The following is a 25,208-nucleotide window of genomic DNA, read 5'->3' on the forward strand; positions in this document are numbered from 1 at the left end:
ACGATGTTGACGGGCGTGTCGAGGATGGCCTCGATCTTCATTTCCTTGAACTGCTTGGCCCGTGCCTTCGGCAGCGAGTCGGCGTACGCGACGCGCTGGCGGGTGGCCAGTTCGTGCATCGTCCGCCGGGTCTCGGCGGAGCGGATGACGACGAAGTCCCAGGGCTGGGAGTGCCCGACGCTGGGCGCCGTGTGCGCGGCCTCCAGGACGCGCAGCAGGACATCGTGCGGGATGGGATCGGGGCGGAAGCCGTTGCGGATGTCGCGGCGCTCGCGCATGACCCGGTGCACGGCCTCGCGCTCGGCGGCCGCGTAGCCGTCGGCGGGCGGGCCGAGCGGAAGGACGGGCTCGGGCTCCACCGCGACCTGCTCGGTCTCCTCGGCCGGGGGCTCTTCCTCGACGAGGACGAGCTGCGGGGCCGCCTCGGCGGCGGGCTCCGCGGTGACCTCGACGGTCTCCGGCCCGGGCTCCGCGGCAGCGGGCTGCTGCGGCACGGCCTCGGCGACCGGGGCCGGGCTCGGCCTGCTGCTCCGCCTCGGCGGGAGCGGGAGCCGGAGCGGCCGCCGGGGCCTGCGGCTCCGGCTGGACGACTGCGGGCTCGACGGGCGCGGCCTCCGCCACAGCGGCCTCGGGGACCTGCTGCGGCGCCGGTTCGGCGACGGGGGACGGGGCCGGCTCGGCCACGGCGACGGGCTGCGGCGCGGCAGGGGTCTCGGGCCGCGGCCACCGGCGCCTCGACGCCCTGGACCTGCGGCTCGGGGGCCTGAACGGCCCCCTGCCCGGCGGCGGGCGCTACGTCGATGACATCGGCAACGTCGGGAAACGGAATCATCGGCAACAGGAACCTCAACGGCCGCGGGTGGCCTCGGCAGTTGCCACGGCCTCGACAGGGGCCGGGACTTCGGCAGGAACCGGGACTTCGGCCACCGGGGCAGCCTCGGCCGGCGCCGCGACGGCCGGAACGGACAGGCTCGGCCGCAGCCGGAGCGGGCGGCCTCCGTCGGAACCTCGGCCTCCGGGACCACGGGCGCGGGCTCCGCCTGCGCCACCGGTGCCACCGGCGCCTGGGCGACGGGCTCGGCGGCGACCGGTTCGGCGGCAACGGCCTCCGGCACGGCGGGGACGACCGGTTCAGGCGACGGGGGCCGCGGGCCAGCTTCGGCGACGGGGGGCCGCGACCGGAGCCGTGGGCTCGGCCGCGACAGGGGCGACCGGCTCGGCGGCAACGACAGCGGCGGGCTCTGCGACGGCCGGAACGGCGGGCTCGGCCGCCACCGGGCGGCGGGCTCCGCAGCTTCCGGAGCAGCCTGCTCCGGAGCAGGGGCAACGGGCTCAACGGGAGCAACAGCAGCCTCGGCCACCGGCTCCACCGCGGCGGGCGCCGGCGCCGGAGTCTCCTCGGGCGCGGGCGTACGCGCCGGCGGCACCGTCTCCGCCTGCTGCGGCGCGGGCGCCTCCGGCTGGACGAGGTCCACAGGGGCGAGCTGGGCCGGCACGGCCGCCGTCGGCTCGGGGGCGACCGGAGCCGCCACGGGAGCCGCGGCGGACGGGCCGTCGGCCGGACCTGCGGCGCGCCCGTGCTCTGCGGCGGGACGAACGCCACGACGGGCTCGGCGGCGGGCCCCTCGGCCGGCGCCGCGGGCGTCTCCGGCTGGGCGTCCCATATGCCCGGCTGGGCCACGGCCCGTACCGGGCGCGGCGCCTCCTCGGCGCGCGGCGCGTCGAGGTACTCGGGTCCGGGGGCGGCCGTCGGCGGCTGCGGGACCGGGGAGCCGACCGGCTGCTGCGGCGCGGCCGGGCCGCGGTCGGCGAGCGAGCGCACGAGGCCGTTGGAGGACGGGTCGGGCGGGCCCATGTGCAGGGGCCGGCGGGGCGCGACGGGCGCGGGCCGGCGGCGGGGTGCGGACCTCTTCGAAGACGGCGGCGGCGGTGTCCCGGCCGCCCGTCTCGTGGGTGCCGCCGGGCGCGGAGGCTGCTCCATCCAGGCGCCCTGGGCACCCGGCATCAGCAGCAGGTCGTCCTCGTCGGTGCCGTCCCGTCGGCGAGGAAGGCGTAGGTGGAGGGTCCCGTCATCGTGTGCCGGCGGCGCCGGCGGGACGGTGGGGACTGTCGGGACTCCGGTGTCGGCAGGAGCCGCGGCGTCCGCGGGGAGCGGGTGCCCGGGTTGTGCGCCTGCGTTCTCCGGCTGTCCCTCACCCGGGAACCGGCCGGTGTCGGTCATGCGTACCCCTCGCCCATCGGTAGTGCTCCTTCCAACCGCTCACGCCATAGCAAGAACGAGCGTCCATGTCTCGCGGCACGTTGGCGTACCGTCCCGGTGCCACCCTGCCGTGCGCGCCGCCAAAAAAGGTGGCGCGTCCGGGACATTGGTGCCTGTGGTGTCCGACACCGGGCCGCCGCACAACGATCCGCCAGCCTACCGTCCGCCCGGCCGGTCGGGATCACGGGTGCGGGATCAGAGGTGTGGACGACGGCCGCTCAGCAGGAAGGTAACGGCCCGTTCGCGCTCCGCCCAGGCCGCGGTGTCGAGCCCCACGGCCTGGAGCAGGGTGCACTCGACCGCGTACCCGCGCTCGGCGAGGACCCGGCCGACGGCCTCGGCCTCGTCCCGGGTGGCGGCGTGCGTGACGATCGCCTCGGGCCTGCGGTCGGCGCAGGCGGCGACGACGGGCGCGCCGCCCCCGCCGACGCGGACGACGTCGGGCTCGGGGAGGTCCTCCAGGACGATCGGGGCGGTGCCGTGGACGACCTGGAGCTGGACGCCGTAGTGGCGGGCGACGGCGGTGGTGCGCCCGCAGGCGTCCGCGTCCCGGTCGACGGCGATGACGGCCGCGCCGAACCGGGCGGCCTCGACGGCGGCGGCGCCGCTGCCGGAGCCGATGTCCCAGACCAGGTCGCCGACGTGGGGCCCCAGCCGGGCGAGTTGGGCGGCGCGCAGCTCGGTGCCCTCGCCCTCGCCGGGGGTGCTCCCGTAGGCGTCGGCGGGCAGTGCCCAGCCGCGCGGGCCGGGGAGCCGGCCGGGGTCGCGGCCGGCGATCCAGCCGCCGGTCCGCTGGCCCGGCGGAACGGTGGCGTCCTCCGCGCCCGGACCACCGATGACGATGACGACGTTGGGGTCGCGCCAGGCGTGGTCGGCGACCTTGTCGGAGGTGAGCACGGTGACCCGTTCGCGGGTGGTGCCGAGTTGTTCGCAGATGACGAAGGTGCGGTGCACGGGGCCGAGCAGCAGCGCCAGTTCGGCGGGGCCGGCGCCGGGCGAGGTGAGGACGCAGACCTTGGGGTGGGCGCGGCAGACGTTGACGGCGCGGCGCAGGTCGCGGCTGTGGGCGACGACGACCTGGGCGTCGTCCCAGGGCATGCCGGCGCGGGCGAAGGCGGTGGCGACGGAGGAGACGGCGGGCACCACCTCGACCTCCAGGCCGTGTTCGGGGGCGCGCAGGGTGCGGACGACGCCGAAGAAGCCGGGGTCCCCGTCGGCGAGGACGACGGCGGTGCCGCGGTGCCGGGCGATGCGCCGGGCGGCGAGGTCGACGCTGCCGAGGCGGATGCGTTCGGCGGCGGGCGGGATCTCGGGCAGCGCCAGGTGGTGCGCGGCTCCGGCAACGAGGGTGGCGGCGCCCACGGCGGAGCGGGCCGCGTCCGTCAGCGGTGAGCCGTCCCATCCGATCACCGTGACCCGGTCGGCCATCGTCGTCTGTCTCCTGGGCTCGTCTGGGGTCGTCGGTGCCCGCCGCGGGCGGGCATGGTGAGAGTACCCCGGCAGGTCCGGACCACCGTCCGGCCGCGGGGCGCACGGGTGCGCGCGGGGCGGTCAGCGCCAGCCGGGGAACGCGGCGGCGTAGCCGGTGCCGCCGGTCTGCGGGGCGCGCACCTCGTCGAGGTCCTCGGGGAGCAGGCTCCAGACGATGAGGTCGCTGCGGATGTCCGTCCAGCCGCCGTCCTCGGTGCGGCTCCGGGCTATCCAGGCGTTGCGCAGGACGCCCTCGCTGATGCAGCCGATCTTCTGGGCGACCTGCTGGGAGGCGGTGTTGTCGGCGGCGGTGCGGAGTTCGAGGCGTTCGAACTTCTGGTCGCGGAACAGCCAGCGGGCGACGGCCAGGACCGATTCGCAGGCGTAGCCCTCGCCGCGGGCCCAGGGGGCGGTGACGTAGGCGACCTCGGTGGAGAGGGTCCGCCAGTCGGTGTGGTGGAGGCGCACGGTGCCGACGAGGCGGTGGGTGAGGAACTCGGTGACCGCAAAGACGATTCCGCGGCCCGCGAGGCGTTCCGCGGGGGCGGTGCGCAGGGCCCATTCGCGGGCGTCGGCGGTGGTGAAGGGGTGGGGGGCGGACGTCCAGGCGGTGATGAGCTCGTCGTTCATCATCTCCGTGAGCGCGGGGACGTCCGTCGCGTCGAACGGGCGCAGCACCAGCCGGTCCGTACTGATGGAGATGTCCGGAAAGGTGGAAGTCATGCGCTGCTCCAACGCCGGGGGCGGGGTGGGCTCGGTTCCGTCCGGGTGCCCGGACGGGTCTCGGCACCCAGCATGCCGTATGACCTTATGGGTGCCGAGCGCGGCGGCCCCGCACACGCATGCGTGGCGGGTGCGGGGCCTGCGGCCGCCGAGACGGCTGAGGTTACAAGGTGTCAGCTCTTGACGGCGCCGAACGCCGGGATGACGGCGCCGTTGCGGAACTTCTCCTCGATGAACTTCTTGACCTCGTCGGAGTTGAGGAGCTTGGCGAGCTTGACGATGCGCGGGTCCTGCTCGTTGCCCTTCTTCACGGCGAGGAAGTTGGCGTAGGGGTTGCCCTCGGCCTTCTCCAGGGCGAGGGAGTCCTGGGCCGGGTTGAGCTTGGCGCCGATGGCGAAGTTGCCGTTGATCACCGCGGCATCCACGTCACGAGGCGCGGCGGGATCTGGGACGCCTCCAGCTCGGTGAACTTGACGCCCTTGGCGTCCTTGACGTCCTTGAGGGTGGCGGAGGAGCCGACGCCGTCCTTGAGCTCGATGATCTTGTTGTCGGCGAGCAGTTTGAGGGCGCGGCCCTCGTTGGTGGCGTCGTTGGGCACGGCGATGGTGGCGCCGTCGGTGAGCTCGGAGGTCTTCTTGACCTTCTTCGAGTAGAGGCCGAGCGGCTCGATCTCGACGTTGACGACCGGGACGATGTCGGTCTTGTTCTTCTTGTTGAAGTCGTCGAGGTACGGCTTGTGCTGGAAGAAGTTGCCGTCGATCTCACCGCTCTGGACGGCGGTGTTGGGCACGTTGTAGTCGTTGTACTCCTTCACCTCCAGCTTCAGGCCGTTCTTCTCCGCGAGGTGGTCCCGGACGAAGTTGAGGATGTCGCCGTGCGGGGTGGGGCTGGCCGCGATGACGAGCTTGGCGGTGGGGTCGGCGTCCTTGCCCTTCTTGGTGGAGGACGCGGAGGTGTCGGAGGGGGCGCTGCAGGCGCTCAGGCCGAGGGTGAGCGCGGTGACGGCCACGAAGGCGGCGGAAAGCTTGACGGTGGTACGCACGAAGAGTGCCTTTCTTGTTCTCACGAGGTGTTGCCACCCGGCAAAGGGTCCGGGCTCGTGGTGTTTCCTCGGGGCCGGCGAAGGGCCCCGGCGGTTCAGGGGGTTTCGACGGCCGCCTTGGGCTCGTCGGCGCTCCGCTGCGCGGGCACGGCGGCCTGCTTCGCGGGGCGCAGGCGCCGCAGTCCGACGGGCGCGGCCTGGCGGCCGGTGCGGCGGGCGAGGCGGCGTACGGTCAGGTCGCCGGCGAGCTGGACGACGGTGACGATGGCGACGAGCAGCACGATGGTGATGTTCATCAGCCGTGCTCCTGGCGCTGGTAGCCGTAGTTGATGGCGACCTGGCCGAGCCCGCCGCCGCCGACGGCGCCGGCCATCGCGGAGTAGCCGATGAGGGCGATGACGGTGGTGGTGAGTCCGGCGACCAGGGAGGCCAGCGACTGCGGGAGCAGGACCTTGAAGATCACGGTCCAGGTGCCGCCGCCCATCGACTGCACGGCCTCGATCAGGCCGTGGTCGACCTCGCGGAGCGAGGTCTCCACCAGCCGGGCGAAGAACGGGATCGCGCCGATGGTCAGGGCCACCACGGCGGCGCTGGGACCGATGGAGGTGCCGATGACCAGGCGGCTGAAGGGGATCAGCCAGACGATCAGGATGATGAAGGGCACGGACCGGGCGATGTTGACGACCGCGCCGACGACCTTGTTGACCACGATGTTCTGCAGCAGGCCGCCGCGGTCGGTGAGGTAGAGCAGGATGCCCAGCGGCAGGCCGCCGATGACGGTCCACACCGCCGACCACCACACCATGAAGAGGGTGTCGAGACAGCCGTCGCGCAGGAGCGGCTGCATCTCGTTCCAGGTCACTTGGCACCTTCCTTCAGGAGGGCGTCGGCGGTGGTCGCCTCGCCGGTGTGCACGGGCGCCACCTCGACCTGGAGTCCCTGCTCGCGCAGGAAGCCGATGGGGACGACGTTCTCCTCGAAGCGGCCGGGCAGCTCGATGCGCATCCGGCCGACCTGCTTGCCGCCGACGGTGTCCATGGCGGCGCCCAGGATCGAGATGTCGATGTTGTACGTGCGCGACAGCTGCGAGATGACCGGCTGGGTGGCCGCGTCGCCGTGGAAGGTGACGTCCACGACGGTGCGGTCGGGGCCGGAGGGCTCGCCGCCCACGGGGAAGAGCTCGGCCGCCAGCTCGGAGCCGGGCTGGGCGAGGAGTTCGGCGACGGTGCCGTGCTCCACCACGCGGCCGCCTTCATCAGCGCCGCGGAGTCGCAGATGGTCTTGACGACCTCCATCTGGTGCGTGATGAGGAGGACGGTCAGGCCGAGCTGCCGATTGAGGTCGCGCAGCAGCTGGAGGATCGCGCGGGTGGTCTCCGGGTCGAGCGCGGACGTCGACTCGTCGGAGAGCAGCACCTTGGGGTCGCCGGCCAGGGCGCGGGCGATGCCGACGCGCTGCTTCTGGCCGCCGGAGAGCTGGCCCGGGTAGGCCTTGGCCTTGTCGGCGAGGCCGACGAGGTCGAGGAGCTCCAGGGCCTTGCGGGAGCGCTCCTTGCCGGAGAGCCCGAGGATCTCCAGCGGCAGCTCGACGTTGGACTGGACGGTCCGCGAGGAGAGCAGGTTGAAGTGCTGGAAGATCATGCCGATGCTGCTGCGTGCCCGGCGGAGCTCGGCGCCGGCGCGCTGCCCCCGGCCGGCGAGCGCCGTGAGGTCCTGACCGGCCACGGTGACCGTGCCGGAGGTGGGGCGCTCCAGGAGGTTGACGCAGCGGATGAGGGTCGATTTGCCGGCGCCGCTCTGTCCGACGACGCCGTACACCTCGCCTTCGCGCACGTGCAGATCGACGCCGTCGAGGGCGGTGACCTCGCGGCCGCGTGAGCGGTAGACCTTTGTCAGGCCCTTGGTGGTGATCACAGGGATTCCGTCACTGTCGAGTGCCCGGCAGTGGGGTGCCGGCGCACGGGAATTCATTGCGGAAACGCGGCATGGGGATCCCCCGGGGCGCCGATGGCGCGCGGCTCGGGGGTTCCGGTGTCGCGGAGGGAGGAGAGCGCGCCGTCCTTCGTCGGACGCGGGCTCTTCGGGTCTCGCTTCGGGGCGCGAGGCTCAGAACGGGGGCCCTCAGCGGTCACACATTCGACACATGCAACGAGCAGCACCGGGCGTCGTCATCGCCTCGGTCGCAAGAGTGCGGGTGCTCGTCGTGGTCATGCGGGCAAGTAAAACAGACGGGTGAGCGAATGAGTAAAGGTTGTCCGAATGATGGACTCGGATGGCTGAAATGCGGACACCCGGGCCGGGCGCGGTGGTGCCGTGGGCGCGGTCTAGAGTCGTTGCATGCCTGTCTCGTCCGCACGTGCCGCACGTGCCGCCCGGGGGTCGCGGTGATCGACGCCCTGACGCTCGTGGTCGGTCTGACCGCCCTCGCGCTCGCCGTGTGGTGCGGCCACGCCTTCTACCGCGACCAGTCCACCAAGGACTGGCACTTCATCGGCATGGCCGTGGTCACCGTACTCGCCCTCGCGCAGCTGGTCATCGGCGTGGTGCAGCTGAGCCGCGGCGAGCGGCCCGCCAAGGGGACGGCCATCTTCGTCGCCTATCTGCTGGGCGCGGCGGCCTGCATCCCGGGCGCCGGCTTCGTGTCGCTGACCGAGCGGACCCGCTGGGGTTCGGCCACGGTGGCGGCCGGCGCGGTGGTCCTGGGTGTGCTGCAGGTGCGGCTCTACGACATCTGGGGAGGGTGAGCGTGACCGGATCCACGGAGAGCGCCGCCGGTCTGGGCAAGGGCCCGGGGCGGCTGTTGGTGTGGGTGTACGGGGTGTTCACGGTGGCCGCGGCGTCGCGGTCGATCGTGCAGATGGCTCTGCACTTCGGGCATGCGCCGCTGGCGTACTCGCTGTCGGCGGTCGCCGCGGTCGTGTACGCGTTCATCACGTACTCGCTGGTGCGGGGCGGGGAGACGGCGCGGCGGGCGGCGCTGGTGTGCTGTGTGCTGGAGCTGGTCGGTGTGCTCACGGTGGGGACGTGGACGCTGGTGGACCGGTCCGCGTTCCCCGATGCGACGGTGTGGTCGGACTACGGGATGGGGTATCTGTTCATTCCCGTGATCCTGCCGGTGACGGCGATGGTGTGGTTGCGGAGGGCGGCTGCGGCCCGGTAGGGCCGCGCTGTTTTTTGCCCCTGGCCCGCCCTTTCACCGTTTCTCACCGCGCTCCGCGCGGGTTTGTCCTCAAACGCCGGACGGGCTAATTCAGCCCGTCCGGCGTTTGAGGACAGCGCGCGCAGCGTGCTGCTGCGGAAACGGTGAAAGGGCGGGCCAGGGGCAGAACCCCCCGACGATCAGCCCGTCGTCGCGTACGCCGGCGTCACCACCCGCTTCTCCAGGGTCACCAGCACCTTCTCCGCGCCCGTCCGGGCATAGCCCCGCCCCCGGCACAACCGCAGCGCGACCTCGCTCCGGCGGCCGACGGACAGCCGGTACAGCCGTACGGAGTGCTCGCGCGCGAGGCGCTCCTCGACGGCGGCAAGCAGCCGTCCCCCCAGCCCGTGCCGCCGCATCCGCGGGTGCACGATGAGCGCGGCCAGCGTCGCGACCCCGGACGCGTCGACGGAGGCGCGGACCGAGCCGACGACCTCGTCGCCGAGCCGGGCCACCAGGACGCATCCGGCGGCCAGTTCGGCCCGCAGCGCGGCCAGGCTCTGGGTGAGCGGTGCGATGGAGTAGTCGCCGTAGAGCTCCGCCTCCCCCTGGTAGCAGAGGTATTGGAGCTTGAGGATCTGTTCGGCGTCGTCCTCGCCCGCCGTCGCGATGGTCACACTCATGCCCATGTGCGCATGCCTCCCCTGGTCGCCTTCCGTGGCGCGTGTTGACTAACGCTCCTTTCCCCCCTTTCCCCCGGGGTCAGGAACCGCAATCGCCGCGGTGAGCATTCTGCGCAGGCATCCCAGGCAACGGGAACGGATGGGCCCCAGAGATCCTTGTGAGATACCCAACTCCCCTGCGATTTCCCGGTAGGTCGGATCGCCGGAGGAGAGCAGTGCCCGCATCAGGCCGGGGCAGCGCCCGGGCAGCCGCCGGACCGCGGCGCGCAGTTCGCGCCCCGACTCGGCGGCCAGCACGGCGCGTTCGACCCCGGAGTCCCGAGGGTCGGCCGGTTCGTCGGCGACCGGGTCGTAGGGCACCTCGCGCCGGGTGTGCCGGCGCGCGGCGCGGGCCTCGGCCCGTACCGCGGCGCGTAACCGCCGCCCCCGGTCCCGCTCCACCGGGGCGGTGCGGCCCTCGCTCAGCAGCCGGACCCAGACGGCCTGTTCGAGGTCGGCCGCGTCCACGCCGGCCGCCGGGGCCTCCGCGGCGCATTCCGCGGCCAGCAGCGGGCGCAGCGAGGTGAGGAGGTCGTTCGGTGTCATGTCCGGCGGGACGTGGGCCCGTGACGCGCCGGTTGCCGACGCGGAGGGGCGTCACCCTTCCGTGTCGGCAACCGTCGTGAGCTGACGCGTCAGCCCTTGCGTCCCGCCAGGAACGCGTCCCGCGCCAGCACCGCGGTGTCGCAGTTGTCCGAGAAGATGCCGTCGATCCCGGTGGCGAAGTACGTCTTGAAGGCGCCGAAGGCGTCGCCGTACGCGGCCGGGTCGGTGCCGCGACGGAAGTCGGCGGGCAGGAAGTTGTTCTCGTTGCGCATGGTGTACGGGTGGAGGATCAGCCCGGCGGCGTGGGCGTCGCGCACCAGCGTGGTGGGCTTGGTGAGCTTGCCGTCCTTGTCCCGGGGGATGATCGTGTCGAGCCAGGGGCCGATGCCGTCGGCGAAACCGGCGACCCACTTGAGGCCCTTGGGCGTGACCAGGTCGGCGGTGGTGCGCGGGTCCTTGGCCTCGACGAAGTCCCAGGGGCGGACGGGCAGGTCGTCCAGGAGCAGGATCTTGGGGCCGGCGACGCCGAGGCGGCCCAGCCGCTGGAGGCTGCTCGGCTCGAAGGACTGGAGGAAGGTGTGGCCGTCGCGGCCGGACCGCCCGTACCGGCGCAGCAGCTTGGCCAGCCGCTCCTCCAGGCCCAGGCCCAGCTTGCGGAAGTAGGTGGGGTGCTTGGTCTCCACGTGCAGCCAGACGCGCCGGCCGCGCTTGCGGCCCTGCTCGTCGGCCCACTTGAGGACCTCCTCGAAGGTGGGCACGGACCAGCGGCCGTCGTACATGGTGTTGTGCTGGCGGAACTGCGGCAGGCGCTCCTTGGCGCGCAGCGTCTTCAGCTCGGCGAGGGTGAAGTCCTCGGTGAACCAGCCGGTGTGGGCCTCGCCGTCCACGGTCTTGGTGGTCTTGCGGGAGGCGAACTCGGGGCGGGAGGAGACGTCGGTGGTGCCGGTGATGTCGTTCTCGTGGCGGCAGACGAGGTGACCGTCCTTGGTGGGGACGACGTCCTGCTCGATGACGTCCGCGCCGTTGTCCAGGGCGAACTGGTAGGAGCCGAGGGTGTGTTCGGGGCGGTATCCGCTGGCGCCGCGGTGGCCGATGACGGTGGGCACCGGCAGGTCGCGGAAGTGGCCGCCGTGCCCGCGCCCGCGCGATGCGGCCGGGGCCGCCGGGGCCGCCGCCGCCGTGCCGGCACCGCCGCCGAGGGCGACGGCTCCCGCGCCGAGGGCCGCCGCGGCCCCCAGTACCATCCGCCTGCCCGGCCGCTGCTCCTGCTGCATGTGATGTGCTCCTCGTAATGCGGAGCCGGTGGTTCCGGCTCCTGTTCGGACGCGCAGATCGTAGGTGCGTCCGTCTTGCGTACAGAAGGCCTGTGCCGAAACGGAGTGAAAACTCACGTCAACACTGCGTATCGACTCGGTTAACCCGGTGTGCGAGGCTCTCGTACCCGCGAGTATCGTCCTCACGGCCACCCGGCCCGAGGGGCCTGCCCGGCCCGACCGCCCAGACACCGAACCCGGAGGATCCGTTGTCCCGCATCCTGCTCAAGGCGTTCCTCGGACTGCTCATGCGCGTCCTGTACCGCCCCACGGTCGAGGGCATGGAGCGCATTCCCGGCAGCGGGCCGGTCATCCTCGCCGGGAACCACGTCACGTTCATCGACTCGCTCTTCCTCGCGCTGCTGGTCAAGCGCCAGGTGTTCTTCATCGGCAAGGACGAGTACGTGACCGGCAAGGGCCTCAAGGGCCGGCTGATGGCCTGGTTCTTCGGCGCGTCCGGGATGATCCCGGTGGACCGCGACGGCGGCCACGGCGGCGTCGCGGCCCTGATGACGGGCCGCCGGGTGCTGGACGAGGGCAACATCTTCGCCATCTACCCCGAGGGCACCCGCTCCCCCGACGGCCGCCTGTACCGCGGCCGCACCGGCGTCGCCCGGCTCGCGCTGATGACCGGCGCGCCGGTCGTCCCGTTCGCGATGGTCGGCACCGACAAGGTGCAGCCGAGCGGCAAGGGCCTGCCGCGCATCGCGCCGGTGACGGTGCGCTTCGGCGAGCAGCTGGACTTCTCCCGCTACGAGGGCATGGACCGCGACCGCTACGTGCTGCGCGCCGTCACCGACGAGGTGATGAGCCAGGTGATGCAGCTGTCGGGCCAGGAGTACGTGGACGTCTACGCCACCAAGGCGCGGGCGTCGAAGGCCGCCTGACCCGACAACTCACCGGACAGCGCCGGGGATCACGCCCCGCCGAGGCACCGCGGCTGGAAGCCCGGGTCGGCGGGGCCCTTGTGCTCCAGGGCGTTCAGCACCCACTGGTGGACGACCGGGTCCTTGGTGGCCTGGTCGTGCATGAACGGGTCGAGCGGGCACTTGTCCTGGAGCACGACGTTGGTCAGGTGCTCCTTCGGACCGGTCAGCAGGGCGCTGGTGTACGGGATGACGACCTCGTCGTGCCGGGTGGTGACGACGGTGTAGTCCGGCCCGGCCGGGGTCTCCTCGCCCTCGTTGAGCTTCTTCAGCAGGTCGGAACCGGCCCGCTGGTCGAGGCAGGACGGGCAGAAGGTGTAACCGGCCGGGATGGCCAGCGGGTTCTTCGTGCCGTGGTTGGAGGGGACGATGCCGATGAGGTCGTCCACCTTGTCGGCGCCGCCGAGGAACTTGACGTAGTAGCGGGGCATCATGCCGCCCTGGCTGTGGCCGACGATGTCGACCTTGGCCGCGCCGGTCGCGCCGCGCACCGCCTCGACGAAGTCGCGCAGCTCCGCCGCCGCCTGCGGGATGGGGTCGGTCTCCATGTGGCCGTAGTTGAAGGCGAAGACGCAGTAGCCGTTCTCCTTCAGCTTCGGGGAGAGCTTGGCCCAGTTCTCGGCCATCAGCTTGAAGGTGCCGTTGACCAGCACGACCGGCTCGGGGTGCGCCGAATCCGGCTTGCAGGACCAGTCGTTGGCACCCTTCGGCGGGATGTCGAGGATCGAGGCGGAGGCCGGGGCGGCCGACATGCCCGTGAAGGTGAGGGCGGCGGTGGCCGCGGCGGCGAGCAGCAGTCTCACTCTGGCGCGCAGACGCATGAGGGGGTTCCTTCCGCACGAGGAATCTCGAACCGTGTTCGGCAATACCGACCGGTAGCCGCGATATTTGCGTCCGCATAAGGATGCCGTCAAGAGAGCTTGCTCTCGGCAAATGTCACAGGGGCCGGGGCTTGCCGCCCCGGCCCCTGTGGGGTTAGCTCATCCGAGCCCTGCGCCGCTCAGTGCGCTCGCACCTCGCTCAGTGCTCGGCCGCGCCCTCTTCCAGCCGCTGTCCGCGCAGCAGGAACCACGCGGCCACCGCCGTGCTCAGCAGCACCACCGCGCCGACGCCGGAGGCGATCCGCAGCCCGTCCACGAAGGCGTGCTGGGCCGAGGAGAGCAGCGCCGAGCCCGTGTCGGCCGGCAGCGTCACCGCCGCCTTGACGGCGCCGCCCAGCGACTCGTGCGCGGCGGCCGCGGGGGCCTCCGGGACCCCGGCGGGCACCGTGAAGCCGCGGTAGACACCGGTGACGATCGAGCCGAGCAGCGCGATGCCGAGCGCCGCGCCCAGTTCGTACGCCGTCTCGGAGACCGCCGAGGCGGCGCCCGCCTGCTCCTTGGGCACGCTGGAGAGGATGACGTCGGCGGTGACGGTGAAGGAGAAGCCCGCGCCCACGCCGACGACCAGCAGCACCGCGCCCAGCAGCGGATAGGCGGTGCCGGTGGAGAGCCAGCCGAGCACCGCGAGCGCGGTGCCGATGGCCGCGAGACCTCCGGACACCACGCCCCGCACCGACCAGCGGCGGGCCGCCTGCCCGGCGAGCAGACCCGCCGTGACCGCGCCGATGGCGGCCGGGAGTTCGGCCAGGCCGGCCTCCAACGGGTCGCGGTTCTGCACCAGTTGCAGGAACTGCGAGAGGAAGAAGACCAGCCCGGACAGGCCCAGGACGGTCAGCAGGTCGGCCAGCACGGCCCCGGAGAAGCCCCGGTTGCGGAAGAGCCGCATGTCCAGCAGGGGCGCGGGCAGCCGCAGCTGGCGCCGGACGAACCAGACCAGCGCCGCCACACCGACCGCCGCCGCGACACCGACCTCCGGGCTCGCGCCGTTCGCCGCGCCCTCCTTGATCGCATAGACGACGGCCACGATGCCGGTCATCGACAGGACGACGCTCAGCAGGTCCCAGGGGCCTGGCGCCGGGTCGCGCGACTCGGGCAGCAGCTTGCTGCCGACCAGCACCAGCACGGCCATCACCGGCAGGTTGATCAGGAAGACCGAGCCCCACCAGAAGTTCTCCAGCAGGAACCCGCCGACCACCGGGCCCACCGCCGCACCGGCCGAGGCCATCGCGCCCCAGATGCCGATGGCGAGGCTGCGCTCGCGCGGGTCGTGGAAGAGGTTGCGGATCAGCGCCAGCGTCGAGGGCATCAGCGTCGCGCCCGCCACGCCCAGCAGCGCCCGGGCCGCGATCATCATCTCCGGGCTGGAGGCGTACGCGTTGAGCACCGAGACCGCGCCGAACGCCACGGCGCCGCACAGCAGCAGCTTCTTGCGCCCGATGCGGTCGCCCAGACTGCCCATGGAGACCAGCAGACCGGCGATGACGAAGGAGTAGACGTCACCGATCCACAGCAACTGGGTGCCCGAGGGACGCAGGTCCTCGCTGAGGAACGGCGTCGCCAGGCCGAGGACGGTGGCGTCCACGGCCACCAGCAGTACGGCCAGGACCAGGACGGCGAGCGCCACCCAGCGCCCCCGGCCCGGCGCGTCCGGCCCCCTGGCCCCCGGCTGCCGCGTGATCGTTTCGCTGCTCACCGCTCCATCCTCCGCTGCGCACCGCCGAGCAGCAGCTCGGAGACCATCCGGGTGTGGTCCTTGGCGGCCACCCGGCCGTCCTGGACGGCCCAGGCACCGGCGCCGATCAGCCCGTAGAGCGCCTCGGTGAGCCAGGCCGGCGTGAGGTCGAGACGGAAGACGCCCTCCTCCTGGCCGCGCCGGAAGAGCGCCTGGACGCGGATGTCGAGCCGGTTCCAGCCCTCGTTGATGCCGGCCTCGTAGAGCTGGTTCTCGGTGAAGAGGAAGGCGAGGAAGCCGGCGACGGGCTCGGAGCGCGCGATCAGACGGCGTACGGCCTCGGCGGCGTCGCCCTCCTCCGGCCGGGCCTCGTCGAGGGCCCGCTCGAACTCGGCGATGCCGTGGTCCTCCAGGGCGCGCACCAGGGCGTCGCGGCCGGAGAAGTGCCGGTGGAGCGTCGCGCGGCTGACCCCGGCCGCCTTGGCGATCTCGTCCATGGAGGCCGTCGCCTTGCGGGTGAGCAGGGCCGCGGCGGCCCTCAGTACGTGTTCACGGTCGAGGCTCATGAGACGACGATAACCCGAATGAGACAGTGATGTCTCATTCGGGTCAATGTCGTCGCGTACGCGTCAGGACTGGCTCTTGTCCGCCCACTCCCGCTGGACGGCCAGGTCCGCCTTGACCTCCGTGAGCTGGACCGCGACCGCCGACGGGGCGGTGCCGCCGCGCCCGCTGCGGGAGGCGAGCGCGCCGGGCACGTCCAGCACGCCGCGGACCTCGGGGGTCAGGTGCGGGGAGATCGCGGCGAACTGCGCGTCGGTCAGCTCGTCGAGCTCGATGCCGTGCCGCTCGCACTCCTTGACGCACTCCCCCGCCACCTCGTGGGCGACGCGGAACGGCACGCCCCGCCGCACCAGCCACTCGGCGATGTCGGTGGCCAGCGAGAAACCGGCCGGGGCCAGCTCCTCCATCCGCTCGCGGTGGACGGTGAGGGTCGCCATCATCCCGGTGAAGGCCGGCAGCAGGACCTCCAGCTGGTCGCAGGAGTCGAAGACGGGCTCCTTGTCCTCCTGGAGGTCCCGGTTGTAGGCGAGCGGCAGGGCCTTCAGGGTGGCCAGCAGACCCGTGAGGTTGCCGATCAGCCGGCCGGACTTGCCGCGCGCCAGCTCGGCGATGTCCGGGTTCTTCTTCTGCGGCATGATCGACGAGCCGGTGGAGAAGGCGTCGTGGAGCGTCACGAAGGAGAACTCCTTCGTGTTCCAGATGATCACTTCCTCGGCGATCCTCGACAGGTCGACGCCGATCATCGCCGTGATGAAGGCGAACTCCGCGACGAAGTCCCGCGCGGCCGTGCCGTCGATGGAGTTGCCCACCGAACCGCGCTCGAAGCCGAGGTCGGCGGCGACCGCCTCGGGGTCGAGCCCGAGGCTGCTGCCGGCCAGGGCGCCCGAACCGTACGGGGAGACCGCCGTCCGCCCGTCCCACTGCCGCAGCCGCTCCGCGTCCCGGGACAGCGCCTGGACGTGCGCGAGGACATGGTGCGCGAAGAGCACCGGCTGGGCGTGCTGGAGGTGGGTGCGGCCGGGCATCGCCACGTCCGCGTGCGCCTCGGCGAGGCCGACGAGCGCCTCCTGGAGGTCGGCGAGCAGCCCGCCGATGATCCGCGCGTGGTCGCGCAGGTACATCCGGAAGAGCGTGGCCACCTGGTCATTGCGCGAGCGGCCGGCGCGCAGCTTGCCGCCGAGCTCGGGGCCGAGCCGCTCCAGCAGGCCGCGCTCCAGGGCGGTGTGCACGTCCTCGTCGGCGACGGTGCCGGTGAAGGTGCCGTCCGCGACGTCCTTCTCCAGCCGGTCGAGGCCGTCGAGCATCCGCTCCAGCTCGTCGGCGGTCAGCAGGCCCGCCTTGTGGAGCACGCGGGCGTGGGCGCGGGAGCCGGCGATGTCGTAGGGGGCCAGGCGCCAGTCGAAGTGGACGGACGCGGACAGCTTGGCCAGCGCCTGGCCCCCTACGACATCGCCGGCTCCCGCGCCCACGCCCGCGTGCTCCACAAGGCGGGCCTGCTGACCGCCGACGAGCTGGAGCGGATGCTCGACGGCCTCGACCGGCTGGAGAAGGACGTCGCGGACGGCACCTTCACCGGCACCGTCGCCGACGAGGACGTGCACACCGCCCTGGAGCGCGGCCTGCTGGAGCGGCTCGGCCCCGAGCTCGGCGGCAAGCTGCGCGCCGGCCGCTCGCGCAATGACCAGGTGGCCACGCTCTTCCGGATGTACCTGCGCGACCACGCGCGGATCATCGGCGGGCTGCTCGCCGACCTCCAGGAGGCGCTCGTCGGCCTCGCCGAGGCGCACGCGGACGTGGCGATGCCCGGCCGCACCCACCTCCAGCACGCCCAGCCGGTGCTCTTCGCGCACCATGTCCTCGCGCACGTCCAGGCGCTGTCCCGGGACGCGGAGCGGCTGCGGCAGTGGGACGGGCGGACGGCGGTCTCCCCGTACGGTTCGGGCGCCCTGGCCGGCAGCAGCCTCGGGCTCGACCCCGAGGCGGTCGCCGCCGACCTCGGCTTCGAGCGCGGTTCGGTGGGCAACTCCATCGACGGCACGGCCGCGCGGGACTTCGTCGCGGAGTTCGCCTTCATCACGGCGATGATCGGCGTCGACCTGTCGAGGATCGCCGAGGAAGTGATCATCTGGAACACGAAGGAGTTCTCCTTCGTGACGCTCCACGACGCCTTCTCCACCGGCTCGTCGATCATGCCGCAGAAGAAGAACCCGGACATCGCCGAGCTGGCGCGCGGCAAGTCCGGCCGGCTGATCGGCAACCTCACGGGTCTGCTGGCCACCCTGAAGGCCCTGCCGCTCGCCTACAACCGGGACCTCCAGGAGGACAAGGAGCCCGTCTTCGACTCCTGCGACCAGCTGGAGGTCCTGCTGCCGGCCTTCACCGGGATGATGGCGACCCTCACCGTCCACCGCGAGCGGATGGAGGAGCTGGCCCCGGCCGGTTTCTCGCTGGCCACCGACATCGCCGAGTGGCTGGTGCGGCGGGGCGTGCCGTTCCGCGTCGCCCACGAGGTGGCGGGGAGTGCGTCAAGGAGTGCGAGCGGCACGGCATCGAGCTCGACGAGCTGACCGACGCGCAGTTCGCCGCGATCTCCCCGCACCTGACCCCCGAGGTCCGCGGCGTGCTGGACGTGCCCGGCGCGCTCGCCTCCCGCAGCGGGCGCGGCGGCACCGCCCCGTCGGCGGTCGCGGTCCAGCTCACGGAGGTCAAGGCGGACCTGGCCGTCCAGCGGGAGTGGGCGGACAAGAGCCAGTCCTGACGCGTACGCGACGACATTGACCCGAATGAGACATCACTGTCTCATTCGGGTTATCGTCGTCTCATGAGCCTCGACCGTGAACACGTACTGAGGGCCGCCGCGGCCCTGCTCACCCGCAAGGCGACGGCCTCCATGGACGAGATCGCCAAGGCGGCCGGGGTCAGCCGCGCGACGCTCCACCGGCACTTCTCCGGCCGCGACGCCCTGGTGCGCGCCCTGGAGGACCACGGCATCGCCGAGTTCGAGCGGGCCCTCGACGAGGCCCGGCCGGAGGAGGGCGACGCCGCCGAGGCCGTACGCCGTCTGATCGCGCGCTCCGAGCCCGTCGCCGGCTTCCTCGCCTTCCTCTTCACCGAGAACCAGCTCTACGAGGCCGGCATCAACGAGGGCTGGAACCGGCTCGACATCCGCGTCCAGGCGCTCTTCCGGCGCGGCCAGGAGGAGGGCGTCTTCCGTCTCGACCTCACGCCGGCCTGGCTCACCGAGGCGCTCTACGGGCTGATCGGCGCCGGTGCCTGGGCCGTCCAGGACGGCCGGGTGGCCGCCAAGGACCACACCCGGATGGTCTCCGAGCTGCTGCTCGGCGGTGCGCAGCGGAGGATGGAGCGGTGAGCAGCGAAACGATCACGCGGCAGCCGGGGGCCAGGGGGCCGGACGCGCCGGGCCGGGGGCGCTGGGTGGCGCTCGCCGTCCTGGTCCTGGCCGTACTGCTGGTGGGCCGTGGACGCCACCGTCCTCGGCCTGGCGACGCCGTTCCTCAGCGAGGACCTGCGTCCCTCGGGCACCCAGTTGCTGTGGATCGGTGACGTCTACTCCTTCGTCATCGCCGGTCTGCTGGTCTCCATGGGCAGTCTGGGCGACCGCATCGGGCGCAAGAAGCTGCTGCTGTGCGGCGCCGTGGCGTTCGGCGCGGTCTCGGTGCTCAACGCGTACGCCTCCAGCCCGGAGATGATGATCGCGGCCCGGGCGCTGCTGGGCGTGGCGGGCGCGACGCTGATGCCCTCGACGCTGGCGCTGATCCGCAACCTCTTCCACGACCCGCGCGAGCGCAGCCTCGCCATCGGCATCTGGGGCGCGATGGCCTCGGCCGGTGCGGCGGTGGGCCCGGTGGTCGGCGGGTTCCTGCTGGAGAACTTCTGGTGGGGCTCGGTCTTCCTGATCAACCTGCCGGTGATGGCCGTGCTGGTGCTGGTCGGCAGCAAGCTGCTGCCCGAGTCGCGCGACCCGGCGCCAGGCCCCTGGGACCTGCTGAGCGTCGTCCTGTCGATGACCGGCATCGTGGCCGTCGTCTATGCGATCAAGGAGGGCGCGGCGAACGGCGCGAGCCCGGAGGTCGGTGTGTCGCGGCGGCGGCGGTCGGTGTGGCGGCGCTGGTCTGGTTCGTCCGGCGCCAGCTGCGGCTGCCCGCGCCCCTGCTGGACATGCGGCTCTTCCGCAACCGGGGCTTCTCCGGGGCCGTGCTGGCCGACCTGCTGACCGTCCCTGGGCCTGTCCGGGCTGGTCTTCTTCCTCTCGCAGTTCCTGCAACTGGTGCAGAACCGCGACCCGTTGGAGGCCGGCCTGGCCGAACTCCCGGCCCGCCATCGGCGCGCGGTCACGGCGGGTCTGCTCGCCGGGCAGGCGGCCCGCCGCTGGTCGGTGCGGGGCGTGGTGTCCGGAGGTCTCGCGGCCATCGGCACCGCGCTCGCGGTGCTCGGCTGGCTCTCCACCGGCACCGCCTATCCGCTGCTGGGCGCGGTGCTGCTGGTCGTCGGCGTGGGCGCGGGCTTCTCCTTCACCGTCACCGCCGACGTCATCCTCTCCAGCGTGCCCAAGGAGCAGGCGGGCGCCGCCTCGGCGGTCTCCGAGACGGCGTACGAACTGGGCGCGGCGCTCGGCATCGCGCTGCTCGGCTCGATCGTCACCGGTGTCTACCGCGGCTTCACGGTGCCCGCCGGGGTCCCGGAGGCCCCCGCGGCCCGCCGCGCACGAGTCGCTGGGCGGCGCCGTCAAGGCGGCGGTGACGCTGCCGGCCGACACGGGCTCGGCGCTGCTCTCCTCGGCCCAGCACGCCTTCGTGGACGGGCTGCGGATCGCCTCCGGCGTCGGCGCGGTGGTGCTGCTGAGCACGGCGGTGGCCGCGTGGTTCCTGCTGCGCGGACAGCGGCTGGAAGAGGGCGCGGCCGAGCACTGAGCGAGGTGCGAGCGCACTGAGCGGCGCAGGGCTCGGATGAGCTAACCCCACAGGGGCCGGGGCGGCAAGCCCCCGGCCCCTGTGACATTTGCCGAGAGCAAGCTCTCTTGACGGCATCCTTATGCGGACGCAAATATCGCGGCTACCGGTCGGTATTGCCGAACACGGTTCGAGATTCCTCGTGCGGAAGGAACCCCCTCATGCGTCTGCGCGCCAGAGTGAGACTGCTGCTCGCCGCCGCGGCCACCGCCGCCCTCACCTTCACGGGCATGTCGGCCGCCCCGGCCTCCGCCTCGATCCTCGACATCCCGCCGAGGGTGCCAAACGACTGGTCCTGCAAGCCGGATTCGGCGCACCCCGAGCCGGTCGTGCTGGTCAACGGCACCTTCAAGCTGATGGCCGAGAACTGGGCCAAGCTCTCCCCGAAGCTGAAGGAGAACGGCTACTGCGTCTTCGCCTTCAAACTACGGCCACATGGAGACCGACCCCATCCCGCAGGCGGCGGCGGAGCTGCGCGACTTCGTCGAGGCGGTTGCGCGGCGCGACCGGCGCGGCCAAGGTCGACATCGTCGGCCACAGCCAGGGCGGCATGATGCCCCGCTACTACGTCAAGTTCCTCGGCGGCGCCGACAAGGTGGACGACCTCATCGGCATCGTCCCCTCCAACCACGGCACGAAGAACCCGCTGGCCATCCCGGCCGGTTACACCTTCTGCCCGTCCTGCCTCGACCAGCGGGCCGGTTCCGACCTGCTGAAGAAGCTCAACGAGGGCGAGGAGACCCCGGCCGGGCCGGACTACACCGTCGTCACCACCCGGCACGACGAGGTCGTCATCCCGTACACCAGCGCCCTGCTGACCGGTCCGAAGGAGCACCTGACCAACGTCGTGCTCCAGGACAAGTGCCCGCTCGACCCGTTCATGCACGACCAGGCCACCAAGGACCCGGTCGTCCACCAGTGGGTGCTGAACGCCCTGGAGCACAAGGGCCCCGCCGACCCGGGCTTCCAGCCGCGGTGCCTCGGCGGGGCGTGATCCCGGCGCTGTCCGGTGAGTTGTCGGGTCAGGCGGCCTTCGACGCCCGCGCCTTGGTGGCGTAGACGTCCACGTACTCCTGGCCCGACAGCTGCATCACCCTGTGCTCATCACCTCGTCGGTGACGGCGCGCAGCACGTAGCGGTCGCGGTCCATGCCCTCGTAGCGGGAGAAGTCCAGCTGCTCGCCGAAGCGCACCGTCACCGGCGCGATGCGCGGCAGGCCCTTGCCGCTCGGCTGCACCTTGTCGGTGCCGACCATCGCGAACGGGACGACCGGCGCGCCGGTCATCAGCGCGAGCCGGGCGACGCCGGTGCGGCCGCGGTACAGGCGGCCGTCGGGGGAGCGGGTGCCCTCGGGGTAGATGGCGAAGATGTTGCCCTCGTCCAGCACCCGGCGGCCCGTCATCAGGGCCGCGACGCCGCCGTGGCCGCCGTCGCGGTCCACCGGGATCATCCCGGACGCGCCGAAGAACCAGGCCATCAGCCGGCCCTTGAGGCCCTTGCCGGTCACGTACTCGTCCTTGCCGATGAAGAACACCTGGCGCTTGACCAGCAGCGCGAGGAAGAGCGAGTCGATGAACGTGACGTGGTTCCCGGCGAGGATGACCGGCCCGCTGCCGGGAATGCGCTCCATGCCCTCGACCGTGGGGCGGTACAGGACGCGCGATGAGCAGTCCGAGGAACGCCTTGAGCAGGATGCGGGACAACGGATCCTCCGGGTTCGGTGTCTGGGCGGTCGGGCCGGGCAGGCCCCTCGGGCCGGGTGGCCGTGAGGACGATACTCGCGGGTACGAGAGCCTCGCACAACGGGTTAACCGAGTCGATACGCAGTGTTGACGTGAGTTTTCACTCCGTTTCGGCACAGGCCTTCTGTACGCAAGACGGACGCACCTACGATCTGCGCGTCCGAACAGGAGCCGGAACCACCGGCTCCCGCATTACGAGGAGCACATCACATGCAGCAGGAGCAGCGGACGGGCAGGCGGATGGTACTGGGGGCCGCGGCGGCCCTCGGCGCGGGAGCCGTCGCCCTCGGCGGCGGGTGCCGGCACGGCGGCGGCGGCCCCGGCGGCCCCGGCCGCATCGCGCGGGCGCGGGCACGGCGGCCACTTCCGCGACCTGCCGGTGCCCACCGTCATCGGCCACCGCGGGCGCCAGCGGATACCGCCCCGAACACACCCTCGGCTCCTACCAGTTCGCCCTGGACAACGGCGCGGACGTCATCGAGCAGGACGTCGTCCCCACCAAGGACGGTCACCTCGTCTGCCGCCACGAGAACGACATCACCGGCACCACCGACGTCTCCTCCCGCCCCGAGTTCGCCTCCCGCAAGACCACCAAGACCGTGGACGGCGAGGCCCACACCGGCTGGTTCACCGAGGACTTCACCCTCGCCGAGCTGAGACGCTGCGCGCCAAGGAGCGCCTGCCGCAGTTCCGCCAGCACAACACCATGTACGACGGCCGCTGGTCCGTGCCCACCTTCGAGGAGGTCCTCAAGTGGGGCCGACGAGCAGGGCCGCAAGCGCGGCCGGCGCGTCTGGCTGCACGTGGAGACCAAGCACCCCACCTACTTCCGCAAGCTGGGCCTGGGCCTGGAGGAGCGGCTGGCCAAGCTGCTGCGCCGGTACGGGCGGTCCGGCCGCGACGGCCACACCTTCCTCCAGTCCTTCGAGCCGAGCAGCCTCCAGCGGCTGGGCCGCCTCGGCGTCGCCGGCCCCAAGATCCTGCTCCTGGACGACCTGCCCGTCCGCCCCTGGGACTTCGTCGAGGCCAAGGACCCGCGCACCACCGCCGACCTGGTCACGCCCAAGGGCCTCAAGTGGGTCGCCGGTTTCGCCGACGGCATCGGCCCTGGCTCGACACGATCATCCCCCGGGACAAGGACGCAAGCTCACCAAGCCCACCACGCTGGTGCGCGACGCCCACGCGCCGGGCTGATCCTCCCACCCGTACACCATGCGCAACGAGAACAACTTCCTGCCCGCCGACTTCCGTCGCGGCACCGACCCGGCCGCGTACGGCGACGCCTTCGGCGCCTTCAAGACGTACTTCGCCACCGGGATCGACGGCATCTTCTCGGACAACTGCGACACCGCGGTGCTGGCGCGGGACGCGTTCCTGGCGGGACGCAAGGGCTGACGCGTCAGCTCACGACGGTTGCCGACACGGAAGGGTGACGCCCCTCCGCGTCGGCAACCGGCGCGTCACGGGCCCACGTCCCGCCGGAAATGACACCGAAACGACCTCCCCTCACCTCGCTGCGCCGCCTGTTGCGCGCGGAATGCGCCGCGGAGGCCCACGCGGCCGGCGTGGGACGCGGCGACCTCGAACCAGGCCGTCTGGGTCCGGCTGCTGAGCGAGGGCCGACCGCGCCCCGGTGGAGCGGGACCCGGGGGCGGCGGTTACGCGCCGCGGTACGGGCGAGGCCCGCGCCGCGCGCCGGCACACACCGGGCGCGAGGTGCCCTACGACCCGGTCGCCGACGAACCGGCCGACCCTCGCGACTCCGGGGTCGAACGCGCCGTGCTGGCCGGAGACGAGTCGGGCGCGGGAACTGCGCGCCGGCGGTCCGGCGGTGCCCGGGGCGCTGCCCCGGCCTGATGCGGGACTGCTCTCCTCCGGCGATCCGACCTAGCCGGAAATCGCAGGGGAGTTGGTATCTCACAAGGATCTCTGGGGCCCAATCCGTTCCCGTTGCTGGGATGCCTGCGCGAATGCTCCACCGCGGCGATTGCGGTTTCCTGACCCCGGGGGAAGGGGGAAAGGAGCGTATAGTCAACACGCGCCACGGGAGGCGACCAGGGGAGGCAATGCGCACATGGGCTGATTGTGACCATCGCGACGGCCTGCGGGGACGACGCCCGAACAGATCCATCAACGCTCCAATCCATCTGATACCAGGGGAGGCTGAGCTCATACGGCGACTACTCCATCGGCACACCGCTCACCAGAGCCTGGCCCGCGCTGCGGGCCGAACTGGCCGCCGAATGTCTCCTGGTGGCCCGGCTCGTCGCGACGAGGGTCGTCGGCTCGGTCCGCGCCTCCGGTCGACCGTCCGGTCGGCGACGCTGGCCGGCGCTCATCGTGCACCCGCGGATTGCTGCGGCACGGGTTGGGGGGGACGGCTGCTGACCGCCGTCGAGGAGCGCCTACGCGCGCGAGCACTCCGTACGGGGACCCGGCTGTCCAGTCGCCGTAAGGCGCCGGAGCGAGGGTCGCGCTGCGGTGTGCCGGTGGTCGGGCTATGCCCGGACGGGCGTCAGAGAAGGTGTGGGTGACACTGAGAAGCACGGGTGGTACGCCGGCGTACGCGACTACGGCTGATCTCGGGGGGTTCTGCCCCTGGCCCGCCTTTGTCTTTCACCGTTCCGGCAGCAGCACGCTGCGCGCGCTGTCCTCAAACGCCGGACGGGCTGAATCAGCCCGTCACGTTTGAGGGACAAACGCCCGCGAGCCGCGGTGAGAAACGGTGAAAAGGCGGCCAGGGGCAAAAAATGCGCTGTGCGGTGCGGCCCTACCGGGCCGCAGCCGCCCTCCGCAACCACACCATCGCCGTCACCGGCATGGGATCACGGAAGAACAGATACCCATCCCGTAGTCCGACCACACCGGTCGCACGGGGACGAGGAAGGTCCCCAGCGTCCGTCACCACCGTGAGCACACCGGACCAGCTCAGCAACACACAGCACACCAGCGCCCGCCCAGCCGCGCCGTCCTCCCCGCCCTCGCTCCATCGAGTACGTGATGAGAGCGCGGTAACACGACCGCGGACGACCCGGGGAGGTCGGCCGACAGCGAGTACGCCAGGCGGCGCATGCCCGAAATGGCAGAGCCATCTGCGTGCGTGATCGACCGGCGACGCTCGGCGCGGCCCCACCGTGACACCCCGTACACCCACAGGGGGGAGGACACGCAACCAGCCGCCCCGGGCCCTTGCCCAGACCGGCGTTGCAGCTCTCCGGTGGATCCGGTCACTGCTCACC

16 protein-coding genes and 7 pseudogenes are annotated in these 25,208 nt (G+C 72.2%); 9 read left to right on the top strand and 14 right to left on the bottom strand.

All coding sequences use genetic code 11. The features are described 5' to 3' along the window. From ABD794_RS15315 to ABD794_RS15340, 6 genes and pseudogenes are all read right to left on the bottom strand, one after another. Nucleotides 1-717, bottom strand: a pseudogene (locus tag ABD794_RS15315) (nitroreductase family protein); the annotation flags it as partial. 1,738 nt (nt 718-2,455) lie between these two features. Then, a complete protein-coding gene (gene cbiE / locus ABD794_RS15320) occupies nt 2,456-3,688 on the bottom strand; it encodes a precorrin-6y C5,15-methyltransferase (decarboxylating) subunit CbiE (protein WP_344963850.1) in 1,233 nt (410 codons plus the stop codon). A gap of 123 nt (nt 3,689-3,811) precedes the next feature. Then, nucleotides 3,812-4,453 (bottom strand): GNAT family N-acetyltransferase, encoded by a 642-nt coding sequence (locus ABD794_RS15325; RefSeq protein ID WP_344963852.1) that lies wholly within the window; start codon nt 4,451-4,453, stop codon nt 3,812-3,814. Nucleotides 4,454-4,626: 173 nt separating this feature from the next. Next, nucleotides 4,627-5,495, bottom strand: a pseudogene (locus ABD794_RS15330) (MetQ/NlpA family ABC transporter substrate-binding protein). A 95-nt stretch (nt 5,496-5,590) separates the two neighbouring features. Next, a pseudogene (locus tag ABD794_RS15335) lies at nt 5,591-6,357 on the bottom strand (methionine ABC transporter permease). Then, a pseudogene (locus ABD794_RS15340) lies at nt 6,354-7,408 on the bottom strand (methionine ABC transporter ATP-binding protein). Before ABD794_RS15340 ends, ABD794_RS15335 begins: the two co-directional pseudogenes overlap by 4 nt. 470 nt (nt 7,409-7,878) lie before the next feature. Here ABD794_RS15340 and ABD794_RS15345 point away from each other — a divergent pair. Together ABD794_RS15345 and ABD794_RS15350 are read left to right on the top strand one after the other, a co-directional pair. Continuing rightward, nucleotides 7,879-8,238 carry a hypothetical protein gene (locus ABD794_RS15345; RefSeq protein ID WP_344963854.1) on the top strand — a complete coding sequence of 120 codons (360 nt, stop codon included), beginning with the start codon at nt 7,879-7,881 and terminating at the stop codon, nt 8,236-8,238. A 2-nt stretch (nt 8,239-8,240) separates the two neighbouring features. Continuing rightward, nucleotides 8,241-8,654 carry a hypothetical protein gene (locus tag ABD794_RS15350; protein ID WP_425586029.1) on the top strand — a complete coding sequence of 138 codons (414 nt, stop codon included), beginning with the start codon at nt 8,241-8,243 and terminating at the stop codon, nt 8,652-8,654. A gap of 179 nt (nt 8,655-8,833) precedes the next feature. Here the strand turns inward: ABD794_RS15350 and ABD794_RS15355 are convergent, their stop codons facing one another. The 3 genes from ABD794_RS15355 to ABD794_RS15365 form a co-directional block, all read right to left on the bottom strand. Next, nucleotides 8,834-9,322 (bottom strand): GNAT family N-acetyltransferase, encoded by a 489-nt coding sequence (locus ABD794_RS15355; protein ID WP_344963858.1) that lies wholly within the window; start codon nt 9,320-9,322, stop codon nt 8,834-8,836. 42 nt (nt 9,323-9,364) lie between these two features. Further along, the gene (locus tag ABD794_RS15360; RefSeq protein ID WP_344963860.1) at nt 9,365-9,901 is read right to left on the bottom strand and encodes an RNA polymerase sigma factor; all 537 of its coding nucleotides are present in this window, start codon (nt 9,899-9,901) and stop codon (nt 9,365-9,367) included. An 89-nt stretch (nt 9,902-9,990) separates the two neighbouring features. After that, nucleotides 9,991-11,175 carry a glycerophosphodiester phosphodiesterase gene (locus ABD794_RS15365; protein WP_344963862.1) on the bottom strand — a complete coding sequence of 395 codons (1,185 nt, stop codon included), beginning with the start codon at nt 11,173-11,175 and terminating at the stop codon, nt 9,991-9,993. Nucleotides 11,176-11,423: 248 nt separating this feature from the next. Here ABD794_RS15365 and ABD794_RS15370 point away from each other — a divergent pair, with 248 nt between their 5' ends. Then, a complete protein-coding gene (locus ABD794_RS15370) occupies nt 11,424-12,101 on the top strand; it encodes a lysophospholipid acyltransferase family protein (protein ID WP_344963863.1) in 678 nt (225 codons plus the stop codon). A gap of 29 nt (nt 12,102-12,130) precedes the next feature. Here the strand turns inward: ABD794_RS15370 and ABD794_RS15375 are convergent, their stop codons facing one another. The 4 genes from ABD794_RS15375 to argH (ABD794_RS15390) form a co-directional block, all read right to left on the bottom strand. After that, nucleotides 12,131-12,961: an alpha/beta fold hydrolase gene (locus ABD794_RS15375; protein WP_344963865.1), complete on the bottom strand. Its 831-nt coding sequence runs from the start codon at nt 12,959-12,961 to the stop codon at nt 12,131-12,133. Between the two features lie 199 nt (nt 12,962-13,160). After that, a complete protein-coding gene (locus tag ABD794_RS15380; protein ID WP_344963867.1) occupies nt 13,161-14,714 on the bottom strand; it encodes an MFS transporter in 1,554 nt (517 codons plus the stop codon). Beyond that, the gene (locus ABD794_RS15385; protein WP_344963869.1) at nt 14,711-15,259 is read right to left on the bottom strand and encodes a TetR/AcrR family transcriptional regulator; all 549 of its coding nucleotides are present in this window, start codon (nt 15,257-15,259) and stop codon (nt 14,711-14,713) included. Before ABD794_RS15385 ends, ABD794_RS15380 begins: the two co-directional genes overlap by 4 nt. Nucleotides 15,260-15,322: 63 nt before the next feature. Then, on the bottom strand, nt 15,323-16,726 hold the full coding sequence (gene argH, locus ABD794_RS15390) for an argininosuccinate lyase (RefSeq protein ID WP_344963872.1): 1,404 nt from the start codon (nt 16,724-16,726) through the stop codon (nt 15,323-15,325). Here argH (ABD794_RS15390) and argH (ABD794_RS15395) point away from each other — a divergent pair. From argH (ABD794_RS15395) to ABD794_RS15415, 5 genes and pseudogenes are all read left to right on the top strand, one after another. Further along, a pseudogene (gene argH, locus ABD794_RS15395) lies at nt 16,688-18,015 on the top strand (argininosuccinate lyase); the annotation flags it as partial. The gene argH (ABD794_RS15390) and the pseudogene argH (ABD794_RS15395) overlap by 39 nt on opposite strands. A gap of 63 nt (nt 18,016-18,078) precedes the next feature. Then, complete coding sequence (locus tag ABD794_RS15400) at nt 18,079-18,627, top strand: TetR/AcrR family transcriptional regulator (protein ID WP_344963869.1); 549 nt, start codon at nt 18,079-18,081, stop codon at nt 18,625-18,627. Continuing rightward, nucleotides 18,624-20,188 (top strand): annotated as a pseudogene (locus ABD794_RS15405) (MFS transporter). The gene ABD794_RS15400 and the pseudogene ABD794_RS15405 overlap by 4 nt, the downstream one beginning before the upstream one ends. 200 nt (nt 20,189-20,388) lie before the next feature. After that, the gene (locus tag ABD794_RS15410) at nt 20,389-20,781 is read left to right on the top strand and encodes a hypothetical protein (protein ID WP_344963873.1); all 393 of its coding nucleotides are present in this window, start codon (nt 20,389-20,391) and stop codon (nt 20,779-20,781) included. Next, entirely contained in the window at nt 20,721-21,221 is a 501-nt protein-coding gene (locus ABD794_RS15415) for an alpha/beta hydrolase family protein (RefSeq protein WP_344963875.1), read from the top strand. Before ABD794_RS15410 ends, ABD794_RS15415 begins: the two co-directional genes overlap by 61 nt. A 28-nt stretch (nt 21,222-21,249) precedes the next feature. Here ABD794_RS15415 and ABD794_RS15420 read toward each other — a convergent pair. Then, nucleotides 21,250-21,930, bottom strand: a pseudogene (locus ABD794_RS15420) (lysophospholipid acyltransferase family protein). Nucleotides 21,931-22,265: 335 nt separating this feature from the next. On the opposite strand from ABD794_RS15420, the gene ABD794_RS15425 reads away from it, so the two are divergent. After that, nucleotides 22,266-23,402, top strand: a complete 1,137-nt coding sequence (locus ABD794_RS15425; RefSeq protein ID WP_344963877.1) for a glycerophosphodiester phosphodiesterase family protein — start codon at nt 22,266-22,268, stop codon at nt 23,400-23,402. Nucleotides 23,403-25,208 lie beyond the last annotated feature (1,806 nt).

Source organism: Streptomyces thioluteus, from assembly GCF_039535865.1.